The sequence below is a fragment of the Streptomyces sp. XY006 genome (assembly GCF_002237655.1).
GTDB lineage: Bacteria > Actinomycetota > Actinomycetes > Streptomycetales > Streptomycetaceae > Streptomyces > Streptomyces levis.
Window position 1 is genome coordinate 43716 of the sequence record NZ_NOKT01000002.1, and the last position, 15873, is coordinate 59588.

The 15873-nt window shown below is 75.2% G+C and carries 9 protein-coding genes and 1 pseudogene; 6 read left to right on the forward strand and 4 right to left on the reverse strand.

Going from position 1 to position 15873, the window contains the following annotated elements; translation table 11 throughout:
- Nucleotides 1–102 precede the first annotated feature (102 nt).
- Nucleotides 103–3035, forward strand: a pseudogene (locus tag CHR28_RS38725) (helix-turn-helix transcriptional regulator).
- A gap of 67 nt (nt 3036–3102) precedes the next feature.
- On the opposite strand, the gene CHR28_RS02800 reads toward CHR28_RS38725, so the two are convergent.
- The 4 genes from CHR28_RS02800 to CHR28_RS02815 are packed head-to-tail and all read right to left on the reverse strand — an operon-like array spanning nt 3103 to nt 9812.
- A complete protein-coding gene (locus CHR28_RS02800) occupies nt 3103–4335 on the reverse strand; it encodes an SGNH/GDSL hydrolase family protein (RefSeq protein WP_094051818.1) in 1233 nt (410 codons plus the stop codon).
- Nucleotides 4336–4373: 38 nt separating this feature from the next.
- Nucleotides 4374–6725 carry a glycosyl hydrolase family 95 catalytic domain-containing protein gene (locus tag CHR28_RS02805; RefSeq protein ID WP_094051819.1) on the reverse strand — a complete coding sequence of 784 codons (2352 nt, stop codon included), beginning with the start codon at nt 6723–6725 and terminating at the stop codon, nt 4374–4376.
- 19 nt (nt 6726–6744) lie between these two features.
- Entirely contained in the window at nt 6745–8601 is a 1857-nt protein-coding gene (locus tag CHR28_RS02810; protein ID WP_094051820.1) for an alpha-galactosidase D, read from the reverse strand.
- A gap of 23 nt (nt 8602–8624) precedes the next feature.
- Nucleotides 8625–9812: an ROK family transcriptional regulator gene (locus tag CHR28_RS02815; protein WP_094051821.1), complete on the reverse strand. Its 1188-nt coding sequence runs from the start codon at nt 9810–9812 to the stop codon at nt 8625–8627.
- A gap of 162 nt (nt 9813–9974) precedes the next feature.
- On the opposite strand from CHR28_RS02815, the gene CHR28_RS02820 reads away from it, so the two are divergent.
- From CHR28_RS02820 to CHR28_RS02840, 5 genes are all read left to right on the forward strand, one after another.
- Complete coding sequence (locus tag CHR28_RS02820; protein ID WP_094051822.1) at nt 9975–11444, forward strand: CAP domain-containing protein; 1470 nt, start codon at nt 9975–9977, stop codon at nt 11442–11444.
- A 141-nt stretch (nt 11445–11585) separates the two neighbouring features.
- Nucleotides 11586–12263: an AIM24 family protein gene (locus CHR28_RS02825; RefSeq protein ID WP_094051823.1), complete on the forward strand. Its 678-nt coding sequence runs from the start codon at nt 11586–11588 to the stop codon at nt 12261–12263.
- 183 nt (nt 12264–12446) lie between these two features.
- The gene (locus tag CHR28_RS02830; RefSeq protein ID WP_094051824.1) at nt 12447–13502 is read left to right on the forward strand and encodes a tetratricopeptide repeat protein; all 1056 of its coding nucleotides are present in this window, start codon (nt 12447–12449) and stop codon (nt 13500–13502) included.
- Entirely contained in the window at nt 13499–14629 is a 1131-nt protein-coding gene (locus CHR28_RS02835; RefSeq protein ID WP_256984097.1) for a polyprenyl synthetase family protein, read from the forward strand. The genes CHR28_RS02830 and CHR28_RS02835 overlap by 4 nt, the downstream gene beginning before the upstream one ends.
- A 106-nt stretch (nt 14630–14735) precedes the next feature.
- The gene (locus CHR28_RS02840; RefSeq protein WP_094051825.1) at nt 14736–15695 is read left to right on the forward strand and encodes a threonine/serine dehydratase; all 960 of its coding nucleotides are present in this window, start codon (nt 14736–14738) and stop codon (nt 15693–15695) included.
- The last annotated feature ends 178 nt before the right edge of the window (nt 15696–15873 follow it).

Genomic DNA, 15873 nt, shown 5'->3' on the forward strand with positions numbered 1-15873 from the left:
CCGCCGGCCGTCGGCCGCGGCCCGTTCATGATGGATCGCGCCCACGCGGCGGAGCCGCACGATTGTCACGGCCCCGCGCGCCCGGAGAAGAAGGTTGGTTCAGTGCCGCAGGCCTCGTTCATCGCGCCGGTCGTCGGGAGGGAAGCCGAACTCGCGCGCCTCTCCGAGGTGCTGCAGGGGGCGCGCGCGGGTGAGGCGCGTGCCGTGCTGCTCGCCGGGGACGCCGGTGTCGGCAAGACGCGGGTCCTCGACGAGGCCGGGAAGCGGGCCGCCGGTGCCGGTATGACCGTGGTCGTCGGGCACTGCGTCGATCTGGGCGACGTGGGCCTGCCCTATCTGCCGTTCACGGAGATTCTGGGCGTGCTCGCGGCCGACGAGCGGTTCTCGGCCGTCGTGGCCGGGCATCCGGTCGCCGAGCGGTTGCTGGGGTCGGGGACCGACGCCGTGCGGGACGTGGACGGGCGGCTGCGGCTGTTCGAGGGGATCGCCGGGCTGCTGGCCGCGGTGGCGGACGTGGCGCCGCTGCTGCTGGTGCTGGAGGACCTGCACTGGGCCGACCAGTCGTCCCGGGACCTGCTGCGGTTCCTGCTGGGGCGGGGCGTCCTGCGGCGGCGCCTGGCGGTGTTCGCCTCGTACCGGGCCGACGACCTGCACCGCAGGCACCCCCTGCGGCCGCTGCTCGCGGAGCTGGTACGGCTGCCCGCCGTGGAGCGCCTGGAGCTGCGGCCGCTGCCCGACCCGGAGGTGGCGCGGCTCGTGCGGGCCCTGGAGCGCCGGCCGCTGCCGGAGACCACGGTGCGGCGGATCGTGGAGCGGGCCGAGGGCAACGCCTTCTACGCGGAGGAGCTGCTCGCGGCGACGGACACCGGGCCGGCGGGGTGCCGAGCGGGCTCGCCGACGTGCTGCTGATCCGCTTCGAGCAGCTGTCCGACACGGCCCAGCAGGTGCTGCGCACCGCGGCCGTCGCCGGGCGCCGCGTCGAGCACGACCTGCTGCGCGAGGCGGTCGGGCTGCCGGAGGAGGAGCTGGAGTCGGCGCTGCGCGAGGCGGTGGGGCGGCAGTTGCTGGTCGCCGGTGACGGCGACACGTACTCCTTCCGGCACGCGCTGGCCCGCGAGGCCGTCTACGCCGATCTGCTGCCCGGCGAACGCGCCCGGCTGCACGGCGCGTTCGCGCGGCTGCTCGCCGGGCGCGGCCACCGCGCCGAGAGCGCCGCCGAGCGGGCCCACCACTACCGGGAGAGCCACGACCTCGCCGAGGCGCTGGCCGCCTCGCTGGAGGCCGCCGACCACGCCCAGCGGGTGGGGGCGCCCGCCGAGGAGCACCGGCATCTCGAAGCGGCCCTCGACGTGTGGTCGGCGGTGGCGGCCGAGGACCGGCCCTCCGGGGCGGGCACCGACCGGGTGACGCTGACGCTGCGCGCCTCGGCGGCGGCCGCGCACGCCGGGGAGCTGCACCGCGCGGTCTCGCTGACCCGGTCGGCGCTGACCCAGCTGGGCCAGGACGCCGACTCCGAGCTCGCCGCCCGGGTCCGCTACACCCTCGCCGGGAACCTGCTGAGCGTGGACAGCCTGACCGCGGCGTTCGCCTACAGCAGCGAGGCGCTGGCGATGATCCCCGAGGAGCCGCCGTCGCGCACCTGGGTGTGGGCGGCGGCCACGCACGCCATGGCCGCGCGTCACATCGGGGAGAACGACACGGCGCTGCGGGTCGCCCGGCGGGCGCTGAGCGTGGCGGAGAAGCTGCGGGTGACGGACGCCCAGGCCGATCTGCTGATCTCCCTGGCCGTCTTCGACGCGGGCGGGCGGCGCGACCCCGGGGGCCGCGAGCAGTTGCTGCGGGCCCGGGAGCTGGCCCGCGGTTCCGGCAACGCGGCGGTGGAGCTGCGGGCCCTGTTCAACCTGGCGATGGGCTGCTACGAGTCGGGGGCGCTGGCGGAGTGCGTGCCCTGGCTGACCGAAGGGCTGGACCGGGCCCGGCGGGCCGGGCTGCTGTCGTCGCCGTACCCGCTGGAGATGCGGTACCTGCGGCTGCTGGTGCTGCAGGTGCTGGGCCGCTGGGACGAGTGCGTGGAGGCGGCCGCGGCCGACGCGGAGGTGCTGCCCGCGGCCGGCGGGTACACCGTCGGTCCCGCGCTGTACGTGGCGCTGGCGCGCGGTGACCGCACGGCGGAGCAGCGGGCGCGTGCCCTGCTGGAAGGGCCCTTCGACTGGATGGCGACTTTGGTGGCGGGGATCGTCCTCACGGACGCGGCGGCGCAGCGGCGTGATCCCGAGGAGGCGGTGCGCTGGATGCGCTCCACGGTCGCGGCCCTCACCGACGAGGCGGGCACCCGCCCCGATGTGGCGGTCCGGCTCGCCGCCCTGGCGCTGTCGGCGGTGGCCGACGCGGCCGTCGAGGCGCGGCTCGCGGGCGACGAGTCCGGTGCCCGCCGCTGGACGGACACGGCGGCCGAACTGGTGGAGCTGGCCCGGGACGTCGCCCTGCGCGGCGAGGACGGCACCCCCCAGGGCCCGGAGGGCACGGCGTGGCTCGCCCGTGCCGAGGCCGAGGGGATCCGGGCCGTCTCGGGTCCGGACGCTGCGGCCTGGGCCCGTGCGGTGGAAGCCTTCGGCTACGGCGACGTCTACGAGCGCACGCGCTGCCGGCTGCGCCACGCCGAGGCCCTGGTGGCGGCCGGGCGCCGCGAGGAGGCGGTGGCCGAGGCCCGTCTCGTGCGGGAGACGGCCGACCGGCTCGCGGCGGCGCCGCTGCGCGAGCGGGTGGACGCCCTGGTCCGGGGCGCCCGGCCGGCCGACGCCCCGCCCGCCGGCGACCGGGCCGGTGCGCTCACCGCGCGCGAGCAGGACGTGCTGCGGCTGCTCGCGCTCGGCCGCAGCAACCGGCAGATCGGCGAGGAGCTGTTCATCAGCGGCAAGACGGCGAGCGTCCACGTCTCCAACATCCTCGCCAAGCTGGGCGCGTCCAGCCGCGGCGAGGCGGTGGCGATCGCCTACCGCGAGGGCCTGATCGCCCCGGAGCCGTCGGCCCCCTGAGGACCGCCCGGTCTGCCCGGCCCGCCCGGGGCCCGACGGGGCGCACCCGGTCGCGTATCCCCGGCCCTCACCAGCCGCTCCCGCAGTCCAGGCTCCTGAGATCGACGGCGTCGCCCATCGCCTGCATCCCCTTGTCGTTGGGGTGCACATGGTCGCCGCCGTCGAACGCCGGCAGGAGCCGCTCGTGGTCGTAGGGGCTGCGCAGGACGCGGTCGAAGTCGGCGACGGCGTCGAACGTGCCGCCGCCGCGGACGAAGGCGTTGACCTCGCGCCGCACCGCTTCGCCTTCGGGGTCCCACTCCGGCCAGCCCTTGTAGGGGGCGATCGTGGCACCGACGACGCACTTCCCGGCCGCGTGCGCCCGCTCGGCCAGGGTCTTGTACCCTGCGACGAGTTCGCCGGCCGTGGGCGCCGGTTCGCCCTTGAGGTCGTTCACGCCCTGGAACAGGAAGACCGTGCGCACACCCGGCAGCGACAGCACGTCCCGGCTCAGGCGGTTCAGGGCGCTCTGCCCGGGGCCGTCGGTGAGGACCCGGTTGCCGCTGAGCCCTTCGTTGGCCACGCCCTTGACGGCGGCTGCGGGGTCCTTCCCCAGGCGGCGGGCGAGATAGTCGGGCCAGCGGCGGTCGGTGTCGGTGGTGGAGTGCCAGCCGTCGGTGATGGAGTCGCCGAGGACGGCCACGGCACCGGTCTTCCCGCGCGGGCGCACGGTGACGGCGTCGAGGTAGAACCAGGAGCCGGTGCGCTGGGTCCAGTGCGTCGCGCTCTCCTCGGCGCTGTGCTCGCCGTCGCTGGTGTACGAGGTCTGCATCGCCATCCAGTGCCCGGTGAGCGGGCCGCCCGCGCGGGCCACGTGGAAGCTGACGGCGAGCGTGCTCGCGGCGGGCACGTGCCCGGGCAGCGGGTCGCTGTAGACGATGCCGCCGGGCGGGACGGTGACGGTGCACGCGCCGTCGAAGGTCAGGCGCCGGTTGCTGCCGGGGACGAGGGCGGCCCCGTCCCGTCGCAGTCCGGCGTGGACGTCCTCGAACGTCACGGGCCGGTCGCCGAAGGCGTTGGACAGCCGCACCCGCAGGCCGCCGCCACCGACGCTGGTGTGCACCATCAGCCGGTAGCTGCGGCCTTCGACGGCCTCGCCGACGCGGTCGGCGGTGGTGGCCCAGGTGACCACGCCGTACTCCGGGCCCGTCGGCGGGTCGGGCAGGCCGCCGGGGGGCGTCCCGGTCCCGCAGCCGAGCGCGACGCAGCAGGACAGGGCGGCCAGGGCGGCACGGCGGCGAGGGCGTGCGGTGCGGGGCATCGGCGCTCCTTCGGCCGGTCGGGCGGGTACGGGGGGTGTCACGGCGCGAGGTCCCGCAGCGTCACGGAGCCGCCGGGCGCGAGGCGGATCCCGCGGGTCGTCCCGGCGTACGAGACGGTGGTGGCGCGGCCTCCGACGCTGCGCACGGTGGCCTCGACAGGCCGGCCGTGCCGCCAGCTCAGGTCGAGGACGAAGCCGCCCCGCACGCCGGCTCCCCGGACGCTGCCCCGGTCCGCCCAGGCCCCGGGGAGGGCGGGCAGCAGTTCCACGTGTCCCGGCCGCGACTGCACCAGCATTTCGATCATGGCGGTGGGAGTACCCAGATTGGCGTCGATCTGAAAGATGCCGCGGCCGCGTTCCACTTCGTAGATGTCGAACAGGTTGAAGGCGGTGCCGTTGGTGCCGCCGGTCGAGGGGCGGAGGTTGTTCCCGAGGAGCTGGTAGGCCTTGCCGGCGTCCTTCAGCCGGGCCCAGCAGGCGCCGCGCCAGGCGTTGGCCCAGCCGAAGCTGTTCATGCCGCGCGCGGCGAGCAGGGCGGTGGCGCCGTCGAGCACGTCCCGGGGGGTGGAGCCGTCGGGGCGGATGCGGTCGCCGGGGAAGAGCCCTACGAGGGGCGAGAGATGGCGGTGGGTGGTCTCGCCGAGGTCGTCCGGGGACATCCACTCCTGCAGCCGGCCGGTCTTCGGGCTGACCCGGGGCAGGTACAGGCGCTCGCGCAGGCCCGCGATCGTCTCGGCGTAGCCGGTGTCGCGCCGGAGTTCGGCCGCGGCGGTGCCGTACTGCCCGAACAGCGCCCACACCAGTTCCTGGGCGTAGGTGATGCCCTTGGCGTCGAGCGGCCCGTGCTCGGGTGACCAGTCGCTGTCGGCGATCAGCACCTCGCGCGTCTCGCCGGGCGGGGTCGTGGTGAGCAGCCGGGCCTCCCAGAACTCGCAGGCGCCCTTGAGCAGCGGGTAGATCCGCTCCAGGTAGGCGCGCGAGGGCCGGTACTCGTAGTGCTCCCACAGGGTGGCGCACAGCCAGGCGTTGCCGGCCGGGTGCCACCACCAGCCGTTCCCGCCGTGCGGGTTGGTGGAGATGGCGACGGTCCATCCGGCGTTCTTCCCGGTGGAGTTGCGGTACCGGTTGCGGGGGTCGTCGAACAGCCGGCGCGTGAGGTCGGCCCAGGACGGGAGCTGGGCGAGGCAGTAGTCGGTGAGCGCGTCGAAGCACTGCGGCAGACCGGCCCGGTCGGCGAGCCAGTAGTTCATCTGGAGGTTGATGTCGGTGTGGTAGTCGCCCATCCAGTCCGGGTCGTTGCCGTCGAGCCACAGCCCCTGCAGGCCCAGCGGGAGGCTGCCGCGGGAGCCCGCGAGGGTGAGGTACCGGCCGAACTGGAGGTAGGCCGCCTCCAGTTCGGGATCGGGGGCGCCGTCGCGGGCGCGGGCCCGGATCCGCTCCCAGGTGTCCAGGGAGCGCTGCCCATCGGTCGAGGCGCCGAGGGTGAGGTCGAACTGCTCGAAGAGGTCCAGGTGGTCGGCGACGTGGGTGCGCAGCAGGGTGGCGGCCAAGTGCCCGGCCGCGGCCCGGACCTTGGTCCGGGCGAGGTGTGCGGGGTCGAGGGACGGGTCGCGGTACCGGGTCGCCGCGTCGGGCTTGTAGTTGGTGCCGCCGCTGACCACGACCGTCAGGTCGCGGCAGTCGGTGAACGCGATCCGGGTGCCGTCGACGCGGACCCGGCCGCCGCTGCCGTGGGCCGTCACGGCGGCCCCGTAGCGCAGCCCGCCGGGGAAGGCCGCGCCGAAGGAGACGCCCTCGCCCTCCCCGTGGGTACCCTCCAGGACGACGGTGCCGGTGTGACGGCCGCCCCCGCTCTGTGAGAAGTGCAGGACGATGACGTCGTCGGGGCGGCTGGCGAAGATCTGCCGGCGGTACGTCACCCCGGAGCGCGTGTACGAACAGCTCACCACGCCCCGGGCGAGGTCGAGGGTGCGCCGGTAGTCCGAGACGGCTGACAGGTCGTGGCCGGACAGCTCGACGGTGAGGCGGGCGAGCAGGGTGAAGGAGCCGAAGTCGTCGCGGCCGTAGGGGAACTGGCCGTCGGCGTCGAGGGTGTCGTTGAGGCCGCCGGTCCACATCGTGGCGTCGGTGATCAGCAGGAGTTCACGGCCGGGGTCGTTGCCCGCGAGCGCGCCGAGGCGGCCGTTGCCGACGGGCAGGCCCTGTTCGATCATCGACGTGCCGTCGGCGGGTGCCCGCCACCACAGGGTGTGGCGGGTGTCGCCGGCGGGGACGGCGGACGCGGCGGGGCGCCGGGGTGCGGCGGTCGCGGTGCAGGCGGGCAGGGCGGCCAGGGCACCGGTCGCCGCGGCCAGGCCGAGCAGGCTGCGTCTGGGCGGGTTGCTGTCCATGGGGGTGCCTCCGTTGCGGTCAGGACGAGGTCGGTACGTCGATCCGGTCGATGTCCGGTGCGTAGCCGGAGCCGCTGTCGAAGGTGATCGTGTTGGCACCGGCCCTGAGCGTCACGGGGACGCTGACGGTCTCGGCGGTCCCCCAGTCGCCCGTGGAGGGGAACCTGTGGGAGGTGGCGCCGCCGCCGTTCGCGGAGACCTCGACCGCGCGGGGGTCGCCGCTGACGTAGGCGACCTTCACCTGGTAGGTGCCGGGCCGGTCCACGACGACCTTGTGGAAGGTGAGCTTGCCGCCGAGGTAGAGGTTGCCGACCTTGCGCCCGCCGGAGCAGGCGGAGCAGTCGGCGGGCGAGGCGTTGCCGGAGAGGGTGTTGGCGGCGGACTCGGCCTCGTGGCCGGTGGTGGTGAGGGCGGCGCCGCGCGGGGTGACGGTGAACAGACGGGAGCCGTGGGCGGGCAGGGCCTGGGTGATTCGGTCCGTGTGGGTGCCGAGGTTCTCGTGGTTCCACAGGTCGCGTACCGCCGCCTTGCCGGTCAGGCCGAGCAAGGCCCAGTGGGCGGTGACGGCGGCGGGCCGGTCGGCGAGGTTGAACAGGGCGACGGTCCGGCTGCCGTCGGGGTTCCTCGACGCCCACACCTGCTGCGGGTCGGACGGGGTGACCGGACGCGCGGGCGGGGCGGCGCCCTGGTTGACGGCGATGACCTCGCGGTTGGTCAGCAGGGACAGGCCGTACGCGTCGAGCCGGGTGAGGTCGTCGCCGGTGTACAGGGGCGACTTGGCGATGGCCCACAGGGTGGCGTAGCTCTGCCGCTCGGCCTTGGTGAGGCCGTCCATCCCGCCGTTGCCCACGTCGAGGGAGTCGAGGTCGTTCCAGCCGCCCGGTCCGGCGTGCCGGGTCCAGCCGGGGGCGTCGTCCCAGCGGTCGTCGACGGAGTTCTCCCAGCTGACGAGGGTGTTGCAGTAGCACTCGACGTCGGTGTCGATGCGCCAGCCCTGGGAGTGCTTGCGCCAGTCGGCGACCCGGCCGATGTCCAGGGACCAGGACAGTTCCAGGTGGATGGGGCGGCCGGTGGCGGCGATGGCCTTGTTCCAGGCGGCCACGTCGGCAACGTTGTCGTAACGGTCGCCGCTCTTCCCGGAGCCGGGTCCGACGCCGTCGAGCTTGAGGAAGTCGTAGCCCCAGTCGGCGAACATCCTCGCCTGGGAGTCGACGTACTTCTGCGCGCAAGGGTCGGAGAAGTCCAGCTTGTAGGCGCTGTCCCAGCCGTTGGTGGTGCGCAGGTCGCCGTACACGATGTCGGCGGTGGTGCAGCCCTCGGCGTCCAGGATGGGGACCTTGCCGTCGCCGTAGGCCTCCTTCTCCAGGCCGACGGGCAGGTAGATGCCGGCCTTGAGGCCCCTGGCGTGGACGTGGTCGGCGACCGCCTTCATGCCGCGCGGGAAGCGGACCGGGTCGGCCTGCTGGCGGCCGTGGCGGTCGAAGCCGGGCTTCCAGGCCTTGTCGCGCCACCAGCCGGCGTCGATGTTGACGTATTCGTAGCCGTACCTCTTCAGCCGGGCGGCCAGGGCGTCGGCCTGCTTCAGGACGTTGGCCTCGGTGAGCCAGCTGTAGCCGCCGTCGGGGTTGAGCCCCGGGTACTTGGAGGACTGCATGCTCCAGCTGGACCAGCCCATGTAGGGCTTGGCGGCGAGGGGCGCGGCGGGGGCGGTGCCGGCCGTCGCGGGCCGGGCGGCGGCGGTTCCTGCCGTCGCGGACCGGTCGGTGCCGGCCCCGGCGGGTCCGGGCAGGGCGGTGACGGCGCCCGCGGCGAGGGCCAGGACCGCGAGGACTCTGAGGGCGCGTGCGGGCAGGGCGGAGTACGAGGATGACCGCATGGGCCGTACCTCCTGGGGTCGGTTCAGCGGCCGGGCCGCTGGTCGTCGGCTCGGATGAAGGACTGGATCGCGGTGGCCGCGGCCCCGCGTGCCCACTGCTCGAAGGGCAGCGGGCGGGTCTGGACGTCGCACCGGGCGGCGGAGCCGAACGCGGCCGCGGCGAAGGCGTCGCGGATCTGCTCGGCGAACAGGTCGTAGGCGGCGAGACCCTCGCCGGAGATGATCACGCGTTCGGGTCCGAGGAGGTTGGCGACGGTGGCGATGCCGCGGCCGATGGCCTCGCCCGCCCGGGCGTACACCTCCCGTGCTCCGGCGACGCCCCGGTGGGCCAGCTCCAGGGCGTCCGCGGTGTCGGCCACCGGCAGGCCCGTCGCCTCGCCGACCTGGCGGACGATCGCCGCGTCGCCCGCGACGGCCTCCACGCAGCCGCGGTTGCCGCAGTGGCAGGGCGGCCCGGCCGGGTCGACGGTGACGTGCCCGATCTCCCCGGCGACGCCGTGCGCGCCGGCGACGACCCGGCCGTGCACGACGAGGCCGCAGCCGATGCCGGCGCCGACGGTCACGACGGCGAAGTCGGACAGTCCGGCCCCGGCGCCGAACCACTGCTCGGCGACGGTCAGGGCCCGTACGTCGTTGTCGACGGTGACGGGCAGGCCGGTGGCGGTCGAGGCGAGTTCGGCGAGGGGCACGTCGCGCCACTCCAGGAACGGCGAGTAGCGCACGGCACCGGCGGCGCGGTCGACGTCCCCGGAGACGGCGAGGCCCAGGCCCAGCACCGCTGCGCCGAGACCGTGCGCCTCGGTCAGCAGGTCCTGCGTCACGGCGGTGAGGGCCTCCAGCACGGCACGGGGGTCCGGGCCGGACAGGGACACGTGCCGGGAGACACGCATCCGGCAGCACAGGTCGGTGAGCACGCAGATGATCTCGTCGCCGGTGACCTTGGCCCCGATGAAGAGTGCCCGGTCGCCGTTGACCCGCAGGGGGTTGGCGGGCCGGCCGAGGGCCGGCCGCGTCTCCCCGTCCGTGTCCTCCGTCAGGTAGCCGGCCTCGATCAGCGGGCGGACCGCCTTGGTGACGGCGGCCGGCGACAGCCCCGCCCGGCGGGCGGCCTCCAGCCGGGTGAGGGGGCCGTGGGACAGCACGGTGGTGAAGACCTGGGACGCGGCCGGGGTGTTCACCGGGAACGTCTCGGCACGGTGTGACGAGTGCATGACCGGAACGTAAGGGGGTTATTTTCCGCTGTCAATAAAAGAAGCAGGGATCCGCCGCAACCGGCCGCCGTGCCCGGGCCGTTGCCCGTGGGGACGGGGAACTCCGCGGCGTCCCGGGCCGTTCCGGACAGGGGCGGCACGACGAGGGCGGCGGGGGGCGTGATGACCGAGTTGGTCCCCGGGGGGAACCTGGCACTGCCGGGCGGTGCGGTGACCGTTCGCGTACCCGGCCCGTTCGACGTGTCCGCGCTGATCACGGACGACGGCGGAAAAGTCCGGGACGACGGCGACTTCGTCTTCTACAACCAGCCCGCGGCGCCCGGGGCCCGGCTGCGGGGCGACGCGCTCGTGGTCGATCCCGCGGCGCTGCGACCGGGCGCGACCCGGGTCACCGTGGCGGTCAGCCCCGCCGACCCCGCAGCCGCGCTCGGCGCCCTGCCCTCCCCCACTCTGCACGTCACCGACGCCCGGGGCCGCGCGCTCGCCCGCTTCACCCCGCCGCGCCCCGCACAGGAGACGGTCCTGCTGCTCGCCGAGCTCTACCGGCGCGGCGACCGCTGGAAGCTGCGCGCCCTGGGGCAGGGCTACGCGGACGGACTGGCGGGACTGGCCCGGGACTTCGGCGTGGAGGTACTGGACGAGGCACCCCCGCCCGTGGGCCCGCCGGAGCCGCCGCCCCGCCCGGACCTGCCGGGGCCGGACGGCCCACCGGCGGGGCCGTCCCAGCCGGACCGGCCGGCGCCGGCGGCGGGCTCCGCCCCGAGGCCACCGTCCGCCCGCCCGGCCTGCTCGGCCCCGGCCGCGCACCCTCCGCCCGCCGCCGCCCACTCCCCCGCCCACTCCCCCGCCGTGTCCGACCCCGACGGCTTCCTCCCGCTGGTCAACTCCGCTCGGGCCGCCGCCGGTTCGCCGCCGGTGTCCCTCGACGCCCGCCTCGTCGCGGCGGCCCGGGAGCACGCCGCCGCGATGGCCTCGGCCGGGCGTCTCGGCGTCGAGACCCGGGACGGCGTCTCGGTCTACCAGCGCGTGATCGGGGCCGGGTACGCGTATCTCACGATCGGCGAGCACCTGGTGTCCGGGCCGCGCACGGCCGCCGAGTTCGTCGCGTACTGCCTGCGCGGGGACGCGCCCCGCCGCGGCGTGCGGGACCCCGCGTTCCGGCACGCCGGGGTGGCGCACGTCCACGACGGCCGCTCCGGCGGCACGTACTGGACCGCCCTGTGGGCCGCGCCCCTCACCCCGGCCGGCCTGGAGCGCACCGCGGCGGCCGTCATCGACCTCACCAACCAGGCCCGCGCCCGGGCCGGGCTGCCTCCCCTGGCCGCCGATCCGCGGCTCACGGCCGCCGCGCAGGCGCACAGCGCGGACATGGTGGCCCGCGCCTTCTACGCGCACACCGCACCCGACGGCAGCCGCCCCTGGGACCGCGCCGCCGCCGCGGGCTCCACCCGGCGGGCGATCGGCGAGAACATCGCCTGCGGCCAGCGCTCCCCGGCCGACGTGGTGGAGGGCTGGCTGAACAGCCCCGGCCACCGGGCCAACATCCTCAAGCCGGACTTCACCCACCTCGGGATCGGCTTCGCGGGCGGCGGCCGGGCGGGCACGTACTGGACCCAGATGTTCGGCGGCTGACCCGCAAGGGGTGGGCGGCTGAGCCGCAAGGGTCGGGTGGCTGCCCCGCAAGGTCACACGGCTGACCGCACCACCGCGCCCCACCTCCGGTGCGCGGGCCCGGCCTTGGCGGAGGGAAACGCTCCGCGCGAGGATGCCCGCATGAAGGGTGACCTCTTTTCCAGCGAACACATGGCACAGCCGGCCGTCGCGGCGGGCATGACGATCGAGAACACCAAGTGCGTCCGGTACGCGGTGAACGGCGAGATGCTCGCCCGGCAGGGCGCGATGATCGCCTACCGCGGCAACCTCCAGTTCGAACGCAAGGGCCAGGGCGTGGGCGGCATGCTCAAGCGCGCGGTCACCGGGGAGGGCCTGCCACTCATGGCGGTGCGCGGGCAGGGCGAGGCCTGGTTCGCGCACGAGGCGCAGAACTGCTTCATCGTCGACGTGGAACCGGGCGACGAGTTCACGGTCAACGGCCGCAACGTCCTCTGCTTCGACGCCACACTGTCCTACCGCATCGCCACCGTGAAGGGCGCCGGCATCACCGGCGGCGGCCTGTTCAACAGCGTCTTCACCGGCCACGGCAAGCTGGGACTGATCTGCGAGGGCAACCCGCTCGTCATCCCGGTCTCGCCGCAGTACCCGGTGTACGTCGACACCGACGCGATCGTCGGCTGGACCGCGGGCCTGCAGACCTCCCTGCACCGCTCCCAGTCCATCGGCTCCATGCTGCGCGGCGGCTCCGGCGAGGCCGTGCAACTGCTGCTCCAGGGCGAGGGGTACGTCGTCGTCCGGCCGAGCGAGGCGACTCCGCAGAAGCCCGGCCAGCACTGAGCCTTCGCTGATTGCCTGTCAGGTGATCTGCGCCTCACAGGCAACCCGGTCCGTTCCGCCGACGTCTTGATCGGCAACAGGTGATGCCCTGGCCCCCCGGGCCGGGGCAGGTTTCCACTGCTCTATACACGCCATGTATACGCACTGGGTATACATGCGGCGTATACGGACCGAAAGGCATCGATGTACGGCAAGGCATTCGCCCCCGAGTACCAGGGCGCGCTCACCACCCTGTCCGTCAACTCCTCCCTGACCGACGTCCTGGCCGCCGGCACCGAGCAGTTGAGAGCGGCCGAGCGCGCGGGCGAGCCCGGGGAGGCGGCGCGCTCCGGACTCGCGGTGGCCGAGGCGCACCGCCGTCTGGGCCGGGTCGAGGAGGCGGACCGGGCCTGGAAGGCGAGTTACCGCGCCGCCCGGCAGGCCGGTGACGTGGCGGCGATGGCCTGGGCGCTGTGGAGCGGCGGGACCCTGGCCCGGCAGCGCGGCGCGTTCCCGCTGGCCCGCCGGCTGCTGCAGCTCGCGGCCGACCTGGGCGAGCGCGGCGGGGACATCGTCGTCCGCGGCTACTCGCTCGCGGGCCTGGCCGAGACCGGCCGGATCCAGGGCGACTACGAGGCCGTCGGACGGCTGCACGAGCAGCTGCTCGCCGAGGCCCGCCGGCGCGGGGAGGCCCGGCACACGGTGTGGGCGCTGGAGGGCATCGCGCAGATGCACCGCAACACCGGCGACTACGACACGGCGTACGAGCTGTTCGAGGAGGCCGCCGGGATCGCCGCGGGCGCGGACGACCGGCGGGGCCACGCCTGGGCGCTGCGCGGGCTGGCCGACGTCGTCTCGGTGCGGGACGGGGACACCGAGCGGGCCCTGGAGCTGCTGACCGAGGCGGAGCGGACCTGCCGGGCGATGCGGCTGTCGAGCGCGCTGGCCTACAACCACAAGATGCGGGGCAACGTCCTGTACCGGGCCGGGCGTTACGCGCAGGCGCGGGAGCTCTACGAGCAGGCGCTCGCGGAGTTCCGCGAGATGAGCGAGCCGCGCGGTGAGGCGCTGTCCCGCCTCGGCCTCGCCAAGTCCCTGGCGCGGCTGGGCCGCGACCACAGCGAGACGGCGGCCGAACTGGCCGACCTCGCCGGCACCCTGGAGCGGATCGGCCTCCGGCACGCCCACGCCATGGTGGCCCGGGCCTACGAGGAACTCGGCATACCGGCGGACCCGAGGGCGACGGAGGCCGCGCTGTGACGGCACTGCCGACGGCGGCGGGGGCGGTGCGGCCGGGCAGCGCGGCAGGGCCGGACACCGTCACGAGCGGCGGGGACGGGCCGACGGACCGGCACGGCGCGGCCGGCACCGATCCGGGCCCCGGGGCGGGCGACGCCGCGCAGGTCCTCGACCGCTGCCGCGCCCTGGTCCGGCCCGCCCTGGTCGAGGCCGTGGAGCGGCTGCACCCCTGGGTCGCCGAGATGGCCGGCTATGCGTTCGGCTGGTGCGAGGTCGGCGGTGCGTCCGTGGCCGCCCCGGGCGGCAAGGGCGTGCGGCAGGCGCTCGCGGTGCTCGGCGCGGAGGCGGCCGGGGCACCCGGCCGGGCCGGTGTGCCGGCGGCCGTGGCGGTGGAGCTGGTGCACACCTTCTCCCTGCTGCACGACGACATCATGGACGGCGACACCGACCGCCGCCGCCGTCCGACCGTGTGGAAGGCCTACGGCACGGGCCCCGCGGTCCTGGCCGGCGACGCCCTGTTCGCGCTGGCCGTCGAGACGCTCGCGGCCCGGCCGGGCGGCTGCGGAGCCGTGCGGGCCCTGTCCGTGGCGCTGGGCGACCTGGTGCGGGGCCAGGCGGACGACCTGCTGTTCGCCGACCGCCCCTGGACGGGACCGGACCGGGTGCGGCCGGACGAGTACCGGGTGATGGCGGAGCACAAGACCGGCGCGCTGCTGGGCGGCGCCGCCGCGCTGGGCGCCGTGCTGGGCGGTGCCGACGCGGGGACGGCCGAGGCACTCGACCGGGCGGGCCGGCACCTGGGGATCGCCTTCCAGATCGTCGACGACGTCCTGGGCATCTGGGGTGATCCCCGGGTCACCGGCAAGCCGGTCCACGGCGATCTGCGGGAGCGGAAGAAGACGTATCCGGTCCTGGTCGCACTCGACTCGCCCGGCGGCGACCGGCTCGCCGCGCTCCTCCGGGCGGGCGACGACCCCGCCGCGGCGGCGGCGCTGATCGAGCAGGCGGGCGGCCGGACGGCGGCCCTGGCGGAGGCCCGGAGGCACATCACCGCCGTGGAGAGATCACTCGCGGCCGTCCCACTGGCCCCGCGGCCCGCCGCCGAACTCCGCTCACTGCTCGCCTTCCTGCTCCGCCGCGACGTCTGAGTCACCGGTGAGGCACCGCCCCCGCCCGGCGTTGACCCGGGGCCCCTCGTCGGGTCAGGGTGCCGGTCGGCGTGTTTTGCGACCCCGCGCCGGAGGGAGAACCGCAGTGATCGGCATCTCGGAGATCGAGGCAGTGGCGGAACGGATCGCCGGGCACGTCGTGCGCACCCCGACCGTGCCCAGCCCGGGTCTGTCGGCGCTGCTCGGCGTCCCGGTCACCGCGAAGCTGGAACTGCTGCAGCGCACCGGCTCGTTCAAGGCGCGCGGGGCGACGGCGAAGCTGCTGTCGCTGAGCGAGGCCGAACGGGCCGCCGGCGTCGTCGCGGTCAGCGGCGGCAACCACGGGATCGCCCTGGCGGTCATGGCCGCCGCGCTCGATGTGAAGGCCACGGTGGTCATGCCGCGCTCGGCACCCGCCCGGGCCGTGGAGATCGCGCAGGACGCCGGCGCCTCGGTGCGGCTGACCGACGACATGGACGGCGCGTTCACGCTCATGGCCCGGCTCGAGCAGGAGGGGCTGACCCTGGTCCACCCCTTCGACGACCCGGTGGTCGTCGCCGGGCAGGGCACGGTCGGCCTGGAGTTCGCCGCCGACGCGGGAGAGCTCACCGATGTGCTCGTCAGCGTCGGGGGCGGCGGGCTGATCGCCGGTGTCGCCGCCGCGTTGCGGGCGCGGCGGCCCGGGGTGCGGGTGTGGGGCGTGGAGACCGAGGGCGCGCAGGCCATGTCCGAGGCGCTGGCGGCGGGCGGCCCACGGCCGGTCACCCTGTCGTCGATCGTCTCCACGCTCAGTGCCCCGTCGGTCGCACAGCTGACCTACGACCATGTGTCCGCGCTGGTCACCGAGGTGCTCGTGGTCCCGGACCGGGAGGCCGTGCGGGGCTGTCTCGACCTCGCCGACCACGCCAAGCTGTGGACCGAACCGGCCGCCGGCTGTCTGCTGCCCGCGGCCCGGCGGGTGCTGGAGCGGGTCGGGGACGGGGCCCGGCTCGGTCTCGTGGTGTGCGGGGGCAATGCCACCACGGGCGACATGTTCGCCTGGTCCCGGCGCTTCGGTCTGCGCTGAGCGTCGCGGGGCGCTCTCGCGGAATCATCCGTTCGAATTCATCGGAGGAGTGGCGAGTTCGATCGCCGGACACCTCGGCATTTACCCCCGGTTACCCCGAGGCCGGACGGGCGAATACGGAACTCCCGAGGTGAGCGCCCCCGCAAAGCCCGAAAGGCCGTTTTTCCTCGCACACTTG